The following is a 16,736-nucleotide window of genomic DNA, read 5'->3' as shown; positions in this document are numbered from 1 at the left end:
AGCGCGGTGCGGGCAGGGCAAGCGGCTTGGCCGATTGCGTATACGAATACGTGGGGATGACGAATGAAGGCAGGCCGGGAACCCGCCCCCGCGCGCCCCTCTCAGACCGCCGTGCTCTGCCGTTTCACCAGCCGCGTCGGCAGCACCCGCCGCTCGGCTTCCGCACCGTCGATCCGGCGGAGCAGCGCGTCGACGAGCAGCTCGCCCGCGCCCTTCATGTCCTGCATCACGGTCGTCAGCGTCGGCGAGGTCAGGTTGGCGGCGGGAATGTCGTCGAAGCCGATGATCGCAACGTCCTGCGGCATCGTCAGCCCCGCTTCGGTCAGCGCGCGCATCGCGCCGATCGCGATCAGGTCGCTCGCGGCAAAGATGGCGTCGAAGCGCGCGCCGCCCGCGAGCAGCGACCTCGCGGCGGCATAGCCCGACGCTTCGGACGAAACGGCGTCGCGCTGCAACGCGGGGTCGGGCGCGATCCCCGCGGCGCGCATCGCCCGGCAAAGCCCGCGATATCGGTCGTGGAACTCGGGCGCATGGTCCGATGCGTCGCCGAGGAAGGCGATGCGCCGCCGACCGATCGCGATCAGATGTTCGCCCGCCTGTTCGCCCGCGCCGATATTGTCCGACCCCACGGTCAGCCCGATGTCATCCTCCGACACCGATCCCCAGCGCACGAACTTGGTGTCCATCTCGACCAGATGTTCCAGCTTTTCGCGGTAAAGCTGATAGTCGCCATAGCCCAGAAGGATGATGCCGTCGGACCGGTGGCTGTCCTGATAATCGACGTGCCAGTCATTGTGCATCTGCTGGAAACTGATGAGCAGGTCATAGCCGCGCAGCGCACACTGCCGCGTGATCGACCCCAGCATCGACAGGAAAAAGGGGTTGATCATCGAGTCGTCGGGGGTCGGATCCTCGAAAAAGAGCAAAGCGAGCGTGTGCGTGCGCTGCGACCGCAGGCTCGAGGCGTTCTTGTCGACGGTGTAATTGAGCTCGCGCGCGATGCGCTCGATATTGGCGCGCGTCGCGGCGCTCACCGACTTGCTGCCGCGCAGCGCGCGCGACACGGTGGGCTGCGACACCCCCGCCAGATAGGCGATGTCGAAGCTGGTCGGCTTGCCCGAGGGCGGACGCCCCATGCTCCTCTCCTGCCGCGGCCACCCCCGTGGCGGCGCGCTGTTCGGCGCCGAACTTAGCGGCTGGCGGAGGCGGCGCAATGGTCAGAGCCGTTGCCGACGTCACGGCGGCGCTGCTGTGACATTTCGGCGACAGCCGTTCGCGCGTGTGGATTCAGGGCGTTCGCGCAGTCCGATCCGACGGCGCGCTCCGTCACCCCGGTTTGCGGAATCGCAGCGCGAACTGGTCGGTCTTGCCGCGGATCGCCTCGTCGAAGACATTGGCGGTGCGCGGATCGTCGGCGCGCTGATAGATGTGGCTTTCGGCCTCCAGCGCGAAGCCCGCCTTGGTCAGCGCCGCGACCACCGCCGCCTTGTCGATCCGGTGCAGGCTGTCCGCCGCCGTCGTGCCGCTGCCCTCGGCGGCGCTATGGTCGACGACGACCAGCGTGCCGCCGGGTTTCAGCGCGGCGAACAGCGCCGCGCTGCCCTTGTCGCCGGTGCCGGCGGGGAAGGGTTTGAGATACAGGTCGTGGAAGTTCTGCACGGTGATGATCGTGTCCAGCGGCTCGGGAAAGCCGGGCGCCGCGAACGGTCCGGCGACCGCATCGACATTGTCATAGGCGGCATCGACCGCCGCCTGGTCGTCGCCATATTGCTTGCGGAAAGCGATGAACTCGGCGGGCTGGAAGCCATAGACTTTCCCCGACGGGCCGACCGCGGCGGCGAGCAGGCGCGTGACATAGCCGCTGCCCATCACGAAATCGCCCACCTTTTCGCCGGGTTCGATCTGGGCGAATGCGAGCAGCTCGGCGGGCTTGCGCGCGGCGTCGCGGGTCCGGTCGGCGGCGGGGCGCGCCGGATCGGCGAGCGCCGCGGCATAGTCCGGGGCGGCCGCCTGCGCGCCGACGGGCTGGCTCGCGGCGAGCAGCAGGGCAAGGGTGAGCGAACGGATCATGGCATCGACTCCTCTGGTGTATCGCACCGCTATAACAGCTCGGCGCCAACCGCGCGCGCTTTATCGCACCGCGCGACCGGCTGTTTTTAGCTTTCCTACTTGGTCCGCGGATGCCAGCCTCTTTCCAGCCGCCCAATGACTTTCCTGGCTTAAAGCCACAAAGGACACAGTTTGACGCCGCGCGTGCGTATCCTTTGTGGCTTTAAGCGGCTTCGACAGCCCTTGGCATCGCGCGAATCCATGATAGGTTTCGTCGTGAAACGAAAAATCGACCAAAGAATCGGGAGACGGACATGTATGATCTGGTGATACGCGGCGGCACCGTCGTCGACGGGACGGGCGGTGCGCCTTTTGTCGCCGATGTGGCGGTGGAGGGCGACCGGATCGTCGCGGTGGGCGCGAATCTGGGCGCCGGGCGCGACGAAATCGACGCCGGCGGCAAGATTGTCACGCCCGGCTTCGTCGACATCCACACCCATTATGACGGACAGGCGACGTGGGACGCCGAAATGGCGCCGTCGAGCTGGCACGGCGTCACCACCGTCGTGATGGGCAATTGCGGCGTCGGCTTCGCCCCCGCGCGGCCCGATCGCCACGACTGGCTGATCTCGCTGATGGAGGGGGTCGAGGACATCCCCGGCACGGCGCTCGCCGAGGGCATGACGTGGGACTGGGAAAGTTTCCCCGAATATATGGACGCGCTGGAAAAGCTGCCGCGCACGGTCGATGTCGCCTGCCACGTCCCGCACGGCGCGGTGCGCGCCTATGTGCTCGGCGACCGCGAAAAGCCCGGCGCGGTCCCGACCGAGGCCGACATTGCCGAAATGTCGCGGATCGTCGAGGAAGGCATCCGCGCAGGCGCGCTCGGCTTTTCGACGAGCCGCACCGTGCTCCACAAGTCGGTCGACGGCGAACTCGTCCCCGGCACGACCGCGACCGCCGAGGAGCTGATCGCGATCGGCCGCGCGATGGGGCGTGTCGGTTATGGCGTGTTCGAAATGGCGAGCGATTTGAAGCGCGAGTGGAACGAGTTTCAGTGGATGGGCGATCTCAGCCGCGAAACCGGCCTGCCGGTGACCTTTGCCGCGCTGCAATCGATCGCCAAGGAACTGCCGCTCGAAGAGCAGATCGAGGAAATGCGGCGCCAGAACGCCACCGGCGCGAACATCGTCGCGCAGATCGCGCTGCGCGGCAATGGCGTCATCATGGCGTGGCAGGGGACGGTGCATCCCTTCCGCTTCAAGCCCGCGTGGAACGAGATAGAAGGCCTGCCGTGGGCCGAGCAGCTCGCGAAGCTCAAAGACCCGGCGTTCAAGACGCGGATGATCGAGGAAGAAAATGTCTGGCCCGACAGCGACATCCTCGACTTCCTCAAAATCGTCGCGCTCGGCTGGCCGGTGCAGTTCGAGATGGATCCCGATTTCAATTACGAGCCGAAGATGGACGAAAGCATCGCCGCGCGCGCCGCGGCGGCGGGGGTTTCGCCGGGTGAATATGCCTATGACCTCTTGATGAAGGATGACGGCAAGGGCTTCATCTATTTCCCGATTTTGAACTACCGCGACGGCAACCTCGATTTCCTCGAGGATCTGCAAGCGGCCGACGACACGGTGAACAGCCTGTCCGACGGCGGCGCGCATTGCGGCACGATCTGCGACGCTGCCTCGCCGACCTTCATGCTCCAGCATTGGGTGCGCGACCGCGCGCGCGGGCGCATCGCGCTCGAACATGCGGTCAAGCGTCAGTGCCGCGACACCGCGATGCTCTATGGCCTCGAAGACCGCGGGCTGATCGCGCCGGGCTATCTCGCCGACCTCAACGTCATCGACCTGGAAAAGCTGAGACTCGGCAAGCCCTGGCTCGCCTTCGACCTGCCCGCGGGCGGCAAGCGCCTGCTGCAAAAGGCCGACGGCTATGTCGCGACGGTGAAGTCGGGTCAGATCACCTTCCGCGACGGCGTGATGCAGGGCCCGACCCCCGGCGGCGTCATCCGCGGGCCGCAGCGCGTCGAAATGGCGCTGGCGGCGGAATGACCGCAAGCGGATCGTCATCCCGGCGAAGGCCGGGATCTCGCTGGTGCGTCACAATCCCAGGGTGAGATCCCGGCCTTCGCCGGGATGACGTCGTTTATATGGGCGGCAGTTTTCGATCACCGCGCCAGCAAATCGGACGGCAGCGTCGGTTCGCTGACGATCCGCTCCATGCGCCGCCACATTTCCTCGCGCGACGGTTTGCCGCGTTCGACATGCGCACGCACCATCGCTTCGCCAAGGCCATAGTTGATGACATAGCTGCGATACTGGTCGGTGAAGCGGACCGATTGTTCGGCGCGCGATTGCGAGACCAGCAGATATTTCTGCGTCAGCGCCACCGCGGCCCGCCGGTCGATTTCGCCATCGAGATATTGCTGCGCGATCGTCAGCCGCGCTCCCGAAGCGCGCTCGATCGCCGCGAGCAGTTGCCAGTAGCGGTCGTCGGCGGGCGCCGCGATCCCGGCGATCGGCATCAATATGTCGCGCTCGGTCGCGGCCTTGGCGTCGCCGGGAAAGGCAAGGTCGATGCCGTAATTGGCGCTGCCCTCGGCGATCAGGCTTTGCGGGCTGTAGAGCGGATAGACGCTGAACTCGGTCCAGCCGCGCTCCTTCACCAGCTTCTCTTCCAGTTTCATGTTCAGGAGGTGGTGCCCCGGATAGCCTTCGTGACAGCCCAAATCGAGCGCGCGCGACAGGCGGATCGGCAGGTCGGTGTTGACCTGGATCAGGCTGTGATAGCCGCCCTGATAATAGTTATAGCCGCTCCAGCTCTTGCCGGTGACAAACTCCAGGCGAAAGCTCTCGCCCGTCGGCATCGGGATATGCGCCAGGCTCCGTCCGCGGCAGCGCGCGATCGCCGCCTCGAAGGTCGGTTGCAGCCGGTCCTTGGGAATGGTGAAGGCGTCGAGATAGGCCTCGACCCGGTCGGCGAGCGGCCCTTGGCCGGGGACGAGCGCGTCGATCTTCGCGAGTTCGGTGTCATAGCTCGCGAGCGGTTTCAACCGCGGGCGGACGCCGAACAGGCGCTCGGCCTCGTCGACGAAGGCGAAGCGCGTGCCTTCCATCATCATCAGCCGCGTTTCGGCGGCGCGAAGCTGGGCGCGCAGGAAAGCCGCGCGCCGCTTGGCGAGCGGGTCATCGAGGCGTCGCGCGGTGCGGTCGGTCTCGGCCATCAGCGCGCGCGTCGCGGCGAGCAGCGCCGCCTTGTCGCGCGGGTCGGCTTCGGCCGCGGCCTTGATCGCGGCGGGGCCGTAATAGGCGTCGATATAGCCCGGCTCATGCGTGCCGATTTCGAGCGAGAGGCGAAGATAGGAGGCGGCGATGGCGTCGAGGGCCGCGGCGTCCGCGCCGGTGCGGCGGACGTCGAGCGCCGCGACGCCGGTTTCGCCCGGAGGCGCCTTTGCGGGACCGGCGGCGCATCCCGCCAGCATCGTGGCTGCGACCAGCAAAAGCGGGATCGGCTTGGTCATATCGCTCGCCTAGCGGGTCATTTCGGACGTGTCACGCACATCGCCGTCGGCGGCGATCTCTCCGCTCGAGGCGGATTCGACGGCATTATGTTCGGGATGGAGCGGAGCGAAGCGCAGCACGGCAAAGCCGACGAGCGCCGCCGCGAGCGACCCCATGAGGATGCCGATCTTCGCCTCCTCGATCAGCAGCTCGTTGCCCGGAAAGGCCAGGCTGCCGATGAAAAGGCTCATCGTGAACCCGATGCCGCAGAGCATCGCGACGCCGTAAACCTGGAGCCAGGTCGCGCCGCGCAGCCGTCCGGCGATGCCGAGCTTGACCGCCAGCCAGACGCTGCCGAAAATGCCGATCTGCTTGCCCAGGAACAGCCCCGCCGCGATGCCGAGCGGCAGGGGCGCAAAGAGCTGGTCAAGGCCCAGCGCGCGCATGTCGACGCCCGCATTGGCAAAGCCGAACAGCGGGACGATTGCAAAGGCCACCGTCGGGTGCAGCGCATGTTCGAGCCGGTGGAGCGGCGAGGTCTGGCTGTCGGGCGCGCCGGGCGTGCGCTCGAAGGGGATCGTCATCGCCGCGAGTACCCCGGCGATCGTCGCATGGACGCCCGAAAGCAGCATCGCATACCAGAGCAGCAGGAAGAGGAGCATATAGACGAGCAGGTTCTTCACCCCGCTGCGGTTGCACGCGAACATGACGCCAAGGATCGCCGCCGCGGCGCCAAGTGCCATCAGGTTGATCTTGGCGGTATAGAAGAGCGCGATGATCGCGACCGCGCCCATGTCGTCGACGATCGCGACGGTGACGAGGAACAGCTTGAGCGAGGTCGGCGCGCGCTTGCCGAGCAGCGCGAGCACGCCCATGGCAAAGGCGATGTCGGTCGCCGCCGGGATCGCCCAGCCCTGCGCCAGCCCCGGCTCGCCGCCGACGAAGGCCATGTAAAGCGCGGCGGGCGCCGCCATGCCGGCCGCGGCGGCAATGAAGGGCAGGCGCCGACGATCCCAGCTCGCGAGGCGTCCGTCGACGAACTCGCGCTTGATCTCCAGCCCGACGAGCAGGAAAAATACCGCCATCAACCCGTCGTTGATCCACAGATGGACCGTCATCGGGCCGAGCTTGTCGGTCAGCACCGGTCCCGTCACCGCATGAATCAGGTCGTGGTACAGGCCCGACAATGGGGAATTGGCGACAATCATCGCCAAAATGGCTGCGAAAATGAGCAGCATCCCGCCCGCGCTTTCGCTTTCGAGGAAATCGCGCAACGCTGAAGGGGGCGGAAAACGGCGGGTCATGGGCGGATTATGTCCTTGTTTCGTCAACTGTTGTGACAATTGCTTAGCGGTGGGGGCGCTGCTTTACAAATGAGCGGGCTTGATTAGCATTCTTGCCAAGGATGGCGCCATGCCATCGGTGGGGCGGGGCTGGCAAGTGGGGCTATCGACCGCGTGGCTGGAATGGCTGGTGCTGGGGGCTGGCCGCGAACTGATGCTGTTCGCGTCGGTGGGTATCCTGTTGATCGGGATCGACGATCTGTTGCTCGACGCGCTGTGGCTGGCCACGCGTGGGCGGGGCCGATGCGAAACCGCAAGCGCACCGCCGATCACGGGTGGCATCGCCGTTTTCGTGCCTGCGTGGGACGAAGCCGCTGCCCTGCCCGCGATGCTTCGCCGCACCCTTGCCGCGTGGGAGGGGGAGAGTTTCCGGCTCTATATCGGATGCTATCCCAACGATATGGCCACGATAGCTGCGGTCTCGCCGCTGGTCGCCGACGATCGGCGCCTGCGCCTGGTGATCGGCGATTGCGAAGGGCCGACGACCAAGGGCGACAATCTGAACCGGCTCTGGACGGCGCTGTGCGCCGACGAACGGACGGAGGGCATGCGTTTTGCCGCGATCGTGCTTCACGACGCCGAAGATCATGTCCACCACCACGAACTTGCGCTCTATCGACAGCATCTGGCCCGGAATGCGATGGTGCAGATCCCGGTCGTGCCGATCATCGAACGGCGCGCGCGCTGGATCGGCGGCCATTATGCGGACGAGTTTGCCGAAGCGCATGGCAAGGATCTGTTGGTGCGCTCGCGTCTCGGTCTGCCCCTGCCTTCGGCGGGCGTCGGTTGCGCATTGTCGCGCAGTGCGCTCGCCTTGCTCGCGATCGAGCGACGCGGTCGGCCCTTCCGGGGCGACAGCCTGACCGAGGATTATGAGGTCGGCATGGTCATCGGCGCTTATGGCCTGGGCGCGTGTTTCGTCGACGCGGTGGATCCCGCGGGCGACCCCATTGTGTCGCGCGGGGCGTTTCCGCGACGCATCGACACCGCTGTTCGGCAGAAGTCGCGCTGGATCGCCGGGATCGCGCTGGCGGGCTGGGATCATCTCGGCTGGCCTGACTCCCGCCTCGATCACAAGCAGGGCTGGACCGGACGCGCTCTGCTTGCGCGCTGGATGCTCTGGCGTGACCGGCGAGCGCCGCTCGCCGCGCTCATCCTGCTTGCCGCCTATGCGGGGCTCGTGCTCCTGGCGGTCGGGGTGGCGGGGCAATTGGCGCTGGGCTGGCAAGCGATGGAGCCCGGTCCGGCGCTGCGATGGCTGCTCGTCGTCAATTCGCTGTTCCTCGGCTGGCGCTTGGCGCTCCGCATCTACTTCACCGCGCGCCGTCATGGAGGGCGCGAAGCCGCGTTTGCAATCCCGCGTGCCTTTGTAGCGAACATCATCGCCATGCTTGCGGCGCGGCGTTCCATCCTGCTTTACTGGCGGATGCTGCGCTCCGGCGAGGTGGTGTGGGACAAGACCGATCACAGTGAAAGCAGCGTTGCGGTCGCGGAGGTATCGGTGCGAGTGGCGCGGCGGCGATGATACGCCGTGCCGATGCGAGGCGCGACGCCCCCGCGCTGCGCTTTCTGTTGGGATGCGTCGGCGGATGGATCCTGTTGCGCGTCATGACGCTCGGCAACCCGCCGCACCCGTCGCTGCCCACAGCCGCGTCCGCGCCATGGGCGGCCGCATCGCCCCTGGCCCGTGACGCCCGGCCTTCGACGGCGCGGCGAAATGACAGGACCGCGTCAGCTTCGGTTGATCGGCGACGCGGCGTGGCGCCCGCGAATGTCGGAACCGTTCCGCCGCGCCGCCGGTCCGCCGCGATATCGCTGGCCGTTCGCGGGACCGCGACGCCCCATCGTCCCGACGACGGGCCGTCGGCGGCACGGCGCTTTTCGCCGCCTGTTGCGTCGGCGGGAAACGTCGTGCTGCCGACGGACCATGACGAACCACATGGGTCCGTTTCGGTCCGCCGCTCCGCCGCCGCGCCGGAGCGGCCAGTCTGGATGGGGCGCCAAATGGGCGGATGGTCCGCGTCGGCCTGGCTCTATTTTCGCGACGGATCGGGCGCGGCGCCGCGCGGCATCGGTGCGTCGAGTCAACTCGGCAGCAGCCAGGGCGGCGTGCGGATGGCCTATGGCTTTGGCGCGGCGGGGCGACTGCGCGCCTATGCGCGGACGACGATCGCTTTCGAGCAGCCGCGTCAGCGCGACGCGGCTTTCGGTCTGGCCTTCGCGCCGATCGCCGATATGCCGGTCGATGTGGCGATCGAACAGCGCGTCGCCGCCGGGCGCGACGGCCGAACGGCGCTCGCGGCGATGGCGAGCGGCGGGGTCGCCGACGTTCGGCTCCCGGCTGGTTTCCGGCTCGATGCCTATGCGCAGGCGGGTGTCGTCGGCGCGCACCGCCGCGACGCTTTCGCCGATGGGGCGGTGGTGGTCGACCGCGGGTTGGGGCGCGAAGGCGCCTCGTTGCGCTTCGGCCTGCTGGCGGCGGGCGCGGTGCAGCCCGGCGCGGCGCGCGTCGATGTCGGACCGCGGCTGACGCTGCGCCTGCCCGACGTGGGGCAGGGCGGCCGGATCGCGCTCGACTGGCGGCAGCGCGTTGCGGGCGACGCGCGACCGACAAGCGGCCTCGCGCTGACGCTCGCGGCCGACTTCTGACCGCAAAAATAGCCGCCGCAGCCGATTCCCCGCCGTGAAAAAATGCTCTAGGGTCGACGGACTCGGCGCAGTTTTGCGCCGTGGACGCATGTTTCGGGGCCTCCGTGGATCTTTATCTTCCAGTCGCCAATCTGTCGGTCAACGCGCTGGTCATCATCCTGCTCGGCGGCGGCGTGGGGTTTCTGTCGGGCATGTTCGGCGTCGGCGGCGGCTTCCTGACGACGCCGCTCCTCATTTTTTACGGTATTCCGCCGACAGTGGCCGCGGCATCGGCGGCGACGCAGGTGACGGGCGCCAGCGTGTCTGGCGCGCTCGCGCATCTCGAACGCGGCGGGGTTGACCTCCGCATGGGCACGGTGCTCGTCGTGGGCGGGCTTCTGGGGTCGCTGATCGGCGCGGGGCTGTTTGAACTGCTCACCGCCTGGGGGCAGATCGATACGGTGATCAACATGCTTTATGTGGCGCTGCTCGGCTCGGTCGGCAGCATCATGGCGCGCGAGGCGTGGGGCGCCTTGCAGAATATGCGCGCCGGCCTTCCCGCCCCGGCGCGCAAGCGGCGTCATCATCCGATGGTCGCCAACCTGCCGCTGCGCTGGCGCTTCTATCGCTCGGGCCTCTATATCTCGCCGCTCGCGCCGCTGATCCTCGGCATGGTGGTGGGCATTTTGACGATGCTGCTGGGCGTCGGCGGCGGCTTCATCATGGTGCCCGCGATGCTCTTTCTGCTGGGCATGGGCACGCAGGTCGTCGTCGGAACCTCGCTGTTCCAGATATTGTTCGTGACGATCGCGACGACGATGGTTCACGCGCTGACGACCGGCGCGGTCGACATCGTGCTCGCGGGGCTGCTGCTGCTCGGCAGCGTGACGGGCGCGCAGATCGGCGCGCGCTTTGCGCAGAGCGTCAAGCCCGAATATCTGCGTATGGCGCTGGCGGTGATCGTCCTGCTCGTCGCGGCGCGCATGGCGGTCGACCTCTTCATCCGCCCCGACGAAATCTACACCGTCCAATGACCGTGATGCGCGCCCTGATCGCACTGTTCGCGCTGGCGCTGCTTCCGCTCGCGCCAGCGCACGCGGCCGATCCACGGCTCGTTCCCGACGTGTCGAGCCGCGCGATCGACATCCAGTACAGCTTCACCGGCGAGGAACTGCTGCTGTTCGGGGCGATCCTCTATCCCGGCCAGCGCCTGCCCGACGACCGCGCCGACATCGTCGTCGTGCTGAAGGGGCCGGTGCGGCCGATCGTGCTGCGCGAAAAGCGGCGCGTCGCGGGTATATGGGTCAACGCCAGCAGCATTCGGTTGCGCACCGCGCCCAGCTTTTACGCCATCGGTTCGTCGCGGCCGATCGACAGGCTGGTCGACGAGCGCACGGCGGCAATCTTCGAGCTCGGGCTTGCCAATCTGTCGATGTCGCCGACCGGATTTTCGGAGGCGAAAACGCTCGAGCGCTTCGAGGCGGGGCTCATCGACCTTTATACGCGCGCCGGGCTGTTCGTCGAAAATCCCTCGGCGGTCGAGATTACCGAAGGTGTGCTCTATCGTGCGCGCATCCCCGTGCCCGCGCGCGTTCCGGTCGGCACCTATCGCGCCGAAACCTATCTGATCAGCCGCGGCCGCGTGCTCGCGGTCGCATCGCGCGATGTCCAGATCCGCAAGACCGGCTTCGAGCGCTTCGTCGCGCTGGCCGCCGAGGAGCACGGTTTTCTCTACGGTCTGTCGGCGGTGCTGATGTCGCTCGGTCTCGGCTATGCCGCATCGGCGATTTTCCGCCGCCGCTGAACTATCATAAGCGCTTTGTTTACCCTCCTCTGCGATAGCCGGGGGCGGGATCACAAAGGCGGGGGCTTGGTTTATGGACATGCAGGGCGGTTTCGGCGCCGGAGACTCGACAGCGGTGCAGCATGTGCGCCTGGCAGGGGGCGGCGTGGCGGCTCCGGTGACACCGGGCGCCGTCCATCACCGCGACGACCTGTTGATCGGCGAAGTCGTCGATATTTCGGGGTCGGCATCGCGCGTCCTGCTCGACGCGGCGACGATCGGCACCCTGTCTTCGTCGGGCGACGCCGCGGTGGCGATGGCCGGACAGGTCGGCGCGCAGGTAAAGGTGCGCGTCGGCAATATCTGGCTCGTCGCCAGCATCCGCGATCAGCAATTGCACGAACGCGGCGAAGGGTTGATCATCGCAACGATCGACTTCCTCGGCGAAGGCGAAGAGGAAAAGATCACCGGGCGCATCCACAATTTCCGTCGCGGGGTGACGCGCTACCCCGTGCCGGGCAGCCCGGTTTTCGCCGCGACCAGCGCCGACCTCAAACAGATTTACGCCGCCGACGAGCGCGCGCATGTCGAGATCGGCACGGTGCATCCGACGAAGGATGTCCGCGGCTCGCTCTATGTCGACGCGATGCTGGGCAAGCATTTTGCGCTGCTCGGCTCGACGGGTACGGGTAAATCGACCAGCGCCGCGCTCATCCTGCACAAGATCTGCGAGCTGGCGCCGCAGGGTCATATCGTGATGATCGACCCGCATGGCGAATATTCGGCGGCGTTCAAGGGCACGGGCGCGCTGTTCGACGTCGACAATCTGGCGATGCCCTATTGGCTGATGAACTTCGAGGAACATTGCGAAGTGTTCGTCACCGCCGAGGGGCGCGACCGCCAGGCGGACTGCGACGTGCTCGCGCGCTGCCTGCTTCAGGCGCGGACCAGGAACCGGCTCGCCGAGGGCATGACCAAGATCACGGTCGATTCGCCGATTCCCTATCTGCTATCCGACCTGCTCAACATTCTCACCAACGAGATGGGCAAGCTCGACAAGGCGACCTCGACCGCGCCCTTCATGCGCATCAAGGGCAAGATCGAGGAAATGCGCGCCGACCCGCGCTATAATTTCATGTTTTCGGGCATGCTCGTCGCCGACACGATGGCAAATTTCCTCGGCAAGATTTTCCGCCTGCCGTCGGACGGGCGGCCGATCTCGATCATCGACGTGTCGGGGGTGCCCAGCGACATCACGGGGGTCGTCGTCGCGGTGCTGTCGCGCCTGACCTTCGACTATGCGATCTGGTCGCGCGGCGAACCGCAGCGTCCGATCCTGCTCGTCTGCGAGGAAGCGCATCGCTACATCCCCTCGAAGGACATTGGCCAGGGACAGGCGGTGCGCAAGATCCTCGAACGGATCGCCAAGGAGGGCCGCAAATATGGCGTGTCGCTGGGCCTCATCACCCAGCGCCCGTCGGACCTCGCCGAAGGCGTGCTGTCGCAGTGCGGCACGATCATCGCGATGCGCCTCAACAACGAGCGCGATCAGCATTTCGTGAAAGCGGCGATGCCCGAAGGCGCGCGCGGCTTCATCGACTCGATCCCCGCGCTGCGCAACCGCGAGTGCATCGTGTGCGGCGAGGGCGTGTCGATCCCGATCCGCGTCTATCTCGACACGCTCGAAGAGGAAAAGCGGCCTGCGTCGAGCGATCCGCTCTTCTCGAAACTGTGGCGCGAAACGGGCGGCGAGGCCGAGATCATCGAGCGCGTGGTGAAACGCTGGCGCAGTCAGGGGCGGTAGGCGTATCGGCGCTGGCGACAGCAAGGTTCGACCACAATTTTTCTGTTCTGCGGAAGGGCCGCTTTGGGGTGGTTTCCTGCCGTTCCTCCCCCGCAGGGGGAGGGGGACCATGCGAAGCATGGTGGAGGGGTACAGGCCCGCATAGGCCGCGTTCGACCGATGGTACCCCTCCACCACCTTCGGTGGTCCCCCTCCCCGTTTCGGGGAGGAGCGCCGCGCCTGCAAGCGATCGAAACGCGGCATTCTATAAGATTCGCGCAGAGGCGCAGAGATCGCAGAGGGGAATGCGTTTCCACTCTGCGATCTCTGCGCCTCTGCGCGAATCCTGTTCCAACGCCGCCCTTCGGGCAAAAGACCGCAATCGGTCGCAATCCGACATTGCCATTTGGCCCGTCACAATCAGGCCTGCGGCGGCTCCCACAGCTCGATCGGATTGCCTTCGGGGTCGTGGACGCGCGCGAAGCGGCCGACGGCGGGGTCGTCCCATTCGGGCTTGGTGATAATCTCTTCGCCCGCGTCGCGAAACGGGGCGAGCACGGCGTCGAGGTCGTCGACGCGCAGGTTCAGCATATGTTGCTTGTCGGCGGCGAAATAATCGGTGTCGGCCTTGAACGCGCTGAACACCAGCGGCCCGGCGGCGACGTTCCACACCCATTCGTTGACCGGCCCGGTGTCGTCGGCGTTGCAGCCGGCGCCGATGCCCAGCCGCTCGCGATACCAGGCGTTGAGCGCATCGGGATCGCGCGCCCGGAAAAACAGCCCGCCGATGCCTTTGACATGTCCCATGGCCACCTCGCTCCTTTGACAGGGTGACAGCCTAGACCGCCTGGCTCAGCGTTTCCACTCTCCGCTTTTGGCGAACTCCTCGCGGATTTGTCCCGACTGATTGAGTCGCGGGTCGGCGTAGGCTGGCGTGGCGGATGTTGCGGCGGGCGGGACGCCGGGGGTTGCGGGGACCAGCGCACCGGGCAGCGGCGCGGGGGCGGCGTCGGGGAGCGACGCGGCGCCGGTGAGGGCGGGGAGGGGCCCGGCGCCGGGCGCGATGCCCTGGCCTTTCAGGATCGCCAGCTGCTGCGCGACGGGCAGATAGGGGCCGGGCACCGGCTCGCGGCCTGCATAGGGGGCGCGAAAGGCGTCGGGCATCCCCCAGCGGCCGCGCCAGCGGTGAAAGATATGCGCGCCGACGATGTTGGTCATCACCAGGCTTTTGCCCCAGCGCGGCCAGATCGCCTGCGTGTGATAATGGGTCGCAAGCCCGACCTTGGCAAAGACCTGTCCGCCGAGCGCTGCTGCCGCGACGCGGCTGGCGCGCAGCCAGTTGGCGCGGCTGGGCGCGCGCGCCATCGCGCCGTCGCAGGCAAAGGTGAACTGGCACACGCCCGCGCGTTGCGACCCCTGGAACACGACGCCGCAAACGCTGCCCGGAAAGCTCGGGTGGCGGACGCGGTTGATGATCGTCTGCGCGACGCCGCGCATCCCGTCGTCGCTTTCGGATGCGGCTTCGTAATAGATGGCGGCGGTCAGGCAATAATGCGCGCGTTCGCGGTCGAGCGCGGTCAGCCCGCGAAAGACATAGGGCTTGGCCGCGGGGCCGACGAACGCCTCCTCGCGCAGCGCGGCCGGGTCGGCGGGCGGCAGCGCGGTCGCGTCGGCAAAATCGATGCTGCGCGGGTCGGGCAGCGTCGGGTCGATCTTCAGCGCTGCCTCATAATCCTCGGCGGTCATGATCGCCCAGCGTTCGGGGTCATAGGGCCTGAAATCGAGCGGCACCGATACGCTGTAGAGGCCTAAGAACGTCGGCGCGCGAAACTGCCCGCTCGACAGCAGGAAGGCGAGGCAGGCGACCACCGACACCGCGCCGATCGCCGCCCAAAAGGCGCGCCCCGGCCCCGCCGGCCCCTCGGGCGGCGGGTCGCGCCACGTCGAACGGGCGGTCAGGGACAGTTCGGGCTTCATCAGAGCGGCATCATTCCTTGCGCCGCGCCTGCACGATGCAGACGCCGCGGGGGCATCCTATACATGGAAACGCCAATAAAGCGTTGCCGCTAACGCATGTCGAGCGCGACGACGAACAGGATCAGCGCCGCGGTCGACGCCAGCGTGCGGACGTGGTTCCACGCCGTCCATTCCTTGAGATAGCGCGCCCAGAGCAGCCGCCCCGCCTCGCTTTGCGGGTCGCTCGCGTCGAGCGCGGTGTTGCGCGGGACGTTGAAGAGCATCGTCACCACGAACATGCCGGTGAAATAGATGACGCCCCCGGCCAGCGCCGCGCATGCACCCGGCTGGTCCCAGTGCAGCGCGCCAACAATCGCGAGCGCGAGGCTCGACAGGCTGGACCCCAGGAACAGGGGCATGAACAGCGAGCGCAGGATGACGCGGTTGATGCTGGTCATCGCAGTGGCCCCGGCGGCCGCGCCGGTGCGTGCAAAGGCGGTCATCGCGAAAGCCGAGAAGGTGAAATAGACGCCCGCAAGAAGGCCGCAGGTGACGATCGAAAACCAGAGCAGGGCGGTCACAAGCGGGGCGGTCATGGGCGACTCCGGTTCGTTGCTTGCCGTTTCCTAACCCATTTATATGGCAACGCGAACATCGCGGTTCGCGCTTGCGGATCAGGGCGGCGGGATGGGCACCGCCTCGCCGTTGTCGTCGCGGACGTTGCCGCTGGCCGCGACGATGTCGCCGGGCGCCGAATTGTTGAGGATGAGGCCGTAACGCTCGTCGCGCCCGAAGCGATTGTCGACGATGCGCTGGTCGCGGCCCGGCGCGAGGCGCAGCACATAGCCGGCGCCGTTCAGATAATTGCCGATGATGCGGATCAGGCTGTTGCCGCCGTTCGCATTCTCGAAAAAGATCGCGGCATTCAGCGCGTCGTCGCCGCACACCTGGCGCCACGGTCCCATGTCGATCGCATTGTTTTCCAGCGTCAGATTCTCGACGCCGCGCACCTGGATGCCGTCGGCGTGGGCGCCGCACGCGGGCTCGGGACTATGCAGAAAATTATTGCGGATCATCAGGTTGCGGATGCGCCCGGTGTCGGAGGTGATGTGGATGAGGTCGCTTGTTGAACCATGGACATTATTGCCTTCGAGCACGACGTCCGCCGCGCCCGATATCGAGATGCCGCCGCGGATTTCGCACCGTTCGATCCGCGACCGCGGCCCCGACAACTGGATGCTCACCTGCGAGCGGCAATTGCGCAGGACGACATCGGCGCCCGCGAAATGATAAAAGCCGCCGTCGGGCGGCCTCGGAAGATCATAGCCGTCGATCACGAGGTTCGATCGTCCGTCATAGGCGGGCCCCGACCAGCTGCGCAGCGTTATGCCCGCGGGTACGCCCGTGTTGGCGGCATCGGGGCGCGGACTGGCGGCGGGCGGCGGGGTTGGGGTCGGCGTCGGGGTCGGTGCGGGTGTCGGTGCAGGCGCTGGAGTCGGCGAAGGGGCGGGCGCGGGCAATTGCACCGGTGGCGGCGCTTCCTCGCCGCTCCCGCCGCCACATCCGGCGAGCGTCAGCATGACGAGCAACGCGGCGTTGTGCTGGAACCGGCTTTTGAGCATGATCCTGTCTCTCCGGCGGCGCGAACGGTTGGCCGCGGCCGTCGGTAGCCGACCGGATGACAGGGGCTC

The 16,736-nt window shown here is 67.1% G+C and carries 14 protein-coding genes; 6 read left to right on the top strand and 8 right to left on the bottom strand.

Translation table 11 applies throughout. The annotated features are described in order from the left end of the window. Positions 1–101: 101 nt before the first annotated feature. Together SPYCA_RS11555 and SPYCA_RS11550 are read right to left on the bottom strand one after the other, a co-directional pair. Complete coding sequence (locus tag SPYCA_RS11555) at positions 102–1,136, bottom strand: LacI family DNA-binding transcriptional regulator (RefSeq protein WP_120220555.1); 1,035 nt, start codon at positions 1,134–1,136, stop codon at positions 102–104. A gap of 190 nt (positions 1,137–1,326) precedes the next feature. After that, entirely contained in the window at positions 1,327–2,070 is a 744-nt protein-coding gene (locus SPYCA_RS11550; protein WP_120220553.1) for a class I SAM-dependent methyltransferase, read from the bottom strand. Positions 2,071–2,363: 293 nt separating this feature from the next. Here SPYCA_RS11550 and SPYCA_RS11545 point away from each other — a divergent pair, with 293 nt between their 5' ends. After that, positions 2,364–4,103 (top strand): N-acyl-D-amino-acid deacylase family protein, encoded by a 1,740-nt coding sequence (locus SPYCA_RS11545; RefSeq protein ID WP_120220551.1) that lies wholly within the window; start codon positions 2,364–2,366, stop codon positions 4,101–4,103. Between the two features lie 116 nt (positions 4,104–4,219). On the opposite strand, the gene SPYCA_RS11540 is transcribed toward SPYCA_RS11545, so the two are convergent. Together SPYCA_RS11540 and nhaA are read right to left on the bottom strand one after the other, a co-directional pair. Next, positions 4,220–5,572: a hypothetical protein gene (locus SPYCA_RS11540; protein ID WP_120220549.1), complete on the bottom strand. Its 1,353-nt coding sequence runs from the start codon at positions 5,570–5,572 to the stop codon at positions 4,220–4,222. A 9-nt stretch (positions 5,573–5,581) separates the two neighbouring features. Then, entirely contained in the window at positions 5,582–6,856 is a 1,275-nt protein-coding gene (nhaA, locus tag SPYCA_RS11535) for a Na+/H+ antiporter NhaA (RefSeq protein ID WP_120220547.1), read from the bottom strand. Between the two features lie 79 nt (positions 6,857–6,935). On the opposite strand from nhaA, the gene SPYCA_RS11530 reads away from it, so the two are divergent. The 5 genes from SPYCA_RS11530 to SPYCA_RS11510 all read left to right on the top strand — a co-directional run bounded on the left by SPYCA_RS11530 (position 6,936) and on the right by SPYCA_RS11510 (position 13,110). After that, positions 6,936–8,420: a glycosyl transferase family protein gene (locus tag SPYCA_RS11530; protein WP_232003278.1), complete on the top strand. Its 1,485-nt coding sequence runs from the start codon at positions 6,936–6,938 to the stop codon at positions 8,418–8,420. 479 nt (positions 8,421–8,899) lie between these two features. Beyond that, positions 8,900–9,544, top strand: a complete 645-nt coding sequence (locus SPYCA_RS11525; RefSeq protein WP_146625130.1) for a hypothetical protein — start codon at positions 8,900–8,902, stop codon at positions 9,542–9,544. Positions 9,545–9,648: 104 nt separating this feature from the next. Continuing rightward, complete coding sequence (locus tag SPYCA_RS11520; protein WP_120220543.1) at positions 9,649–10,557, top strand: sulfite exporter TauE/SafE family protein; 909 nt, start codon at positions 9,649–9,651, stop codon at positions 10,555–10,557. After that, positions 10,554–11,327 carry a TIGR02186 family protein gene (locus SPYCA_RS11515; protein WP_172595049.1) on the top strand — a complete coding sequence of 258 codons (774 nt, stop codon included), beginning with the start codon at positions 10,554–10,556 and terminating at the stop codon, positions 11,325–11,327. The genes SPYCA_RS11520 and SPYCA_RS11515 overlap by 4 nt, the downstream gene beginning before the upstream one ends. 73 nt (positions 11,328–11,400) lie before the next feature. Next, positions 11,401–13,110: an ATP-binding protein gene (locus SPYCA_RS11510; protein ID WP_172595048.1), complete on the top strand. Its 1,710-nt coding sequence runs from the start codon at positions 11,401–11,403 to the stop codon at positions 13,108–13,110. A gap of 399 nt (positions 13,111–13,509) precedes the next feature. Here SPYCA_RS11510 and SPYCA_RS11505 read toward each other — a convergent pair whose 3' ends face one another. From SPYCA_RS11505 to SPYCA_RS11490, 4 genes are all read right to left on the bottom strand, one after another. After that, positions 13,510–13,896, bottom strand: a complete 387-nt coding sequence (locus tag SPYCA_RS11505) for a VOC family protein (protein WP_120220540.1) — start codon at positions 13,894–13,896, stop codon at positions 13,510–13,512. Positions 13,897–13,941: 45 nt separating this feature from the next. Then, positions 13,942–15,066, bottom strand: a complete 1,125-nt coding sequence (locus SPYCA_RS11500; protein ID WP_120220538.1) for a cell wall hydrolase — start codon at positions 15,064–15,066, stop codon at positions 13,942–13,944. A gap of 89 nt (positions 15,067–15,155) precedes the next feature. After that, positions 15,156–15,641: an anthrone oxygenase family protein gene (locus SPYCA_RS11495; protein WP_120220537.1), complete on the bottom strand. Its 486-nt coding sequence runs from the start codon at positions 15,639–15,641 to the stop codon at positions 15,156–15,158. Positions 15,642–15,719: 78 nt separating this feature from the next. Beyond that, positions 15,720–16,667: a right-handed parallel beta-helix repeat-containing protein gene (locus SPYCA_RS11490; protein WP_120220535.1), complete on the bottom strand. Its 948-nt coding sequence runs from the start codon at positions 16,665–16,667 to the stop codon at positions 15,720–15,722. Between the last annotated feature and the right edge of the window lie 69 nt (positions 16,668–16,736).

It is taken from the genome of Sphingopyxis sp. FD7 (assembly GCF_003609835.1).
GTDB lineage: Bacteria > Pseudomonadota > Alphaproteobacteria > Sphingomonadales > Sphingomonadaceae > Sphingopyxis.
The sequence above is the reverse complement of the archived record's forward strand: the minus strand, read 5'-3'. Positions and strand labels throughout refer to the sequence as shown.

Bases quoted from the DNA above. Each gene is read 5' to 3' on its own strand.
- SPYCA_RS11540 (WP_120220549.1), bottom strand. From the start codon at position 5,572: ATGACCAAGCCGATCCCGCTTTTGCTGGTCGCAGCCACGATGCTGGCG.
- SPYCA_RS11510 (WP_172595048.1), top strand. From the start codon at position 11,401: ATGGACATGCAGGGCGGTTTCGGCGCCGGAGACTCGACAGCGGTGCAG.
- SPYCA_RS11545 (WP_120220551.1), top strand. From the start codon at position 2,364: ATGTATGATCTGGTGATACGCGGCGGCACCGTCGTCGACGGGACGGGC.
- SPYCA_RS11515 (WP_172595049.1), top strand. From the start codon at position 10,554: ATGACCGTGATGCGCGCCCTGATCGCACTGTTCGCGCTGGCGCTGCTT.
- SPYCA_RS11500 (WP_120220538.1), bottom strand. From the start codon at position 15,066: ATGAAGCCCGAACTGTCCCTGACCGCCCGTTCGACGTGGCGCGACCCG.
- SPYCA_RS11490 (WP_120220535.1), bottom strand. From the start codon at position 16,667: ATGCTCAAAAGCCGGTTCCAGCACAACGCCGCGTTGCTCGTCATGCTG.
- SPYCA_RS11525 (WP_146625130.1), top strand. From the start codon at position 8,900: ATGGGCGGATGGTCCGCGTCGGCCTGGCTCTATTTTCGCGACGGATCG.
- nhaA (WP_120220547.1), bottom strand. From the start codon at position 6,856: ATGACCCGCCGTTTTCCGCCCCCTTCAGCGTTGCGCGATTTCCTCGAA.
- SPYCA_RS11555 (WP_120220555.1), bottom strand. From the start codon at position 1,136: ATGGGGCGTCCGCCCTCGGGCAAGCCGACCAGCTTCGACATCGCCTAT.
- SPYCA_RS11495 (WP_120220537.1), bottom strand. From the start codon at position 15,641: ATGACCGCCCCGCTTGTGACCGCCCTGCTCTGGTTTTCGATCGTCACC.
- SPYCA_RS11505 (WP_120220540.1), bottom strand. From the start codon at position 13,896: ATGGGACATGTCAAAGGCATCGGCGGGCTGTTTTTCCGGGCGCGCGAT.
- SPYCA_RS11550 (WP_120220553.1), bottom strand. From the start codon at position 2,070: ATGATCCGTTCGCTCACCCTTGCCCTGCTGCTCGCCGCGAGCCAGCCC.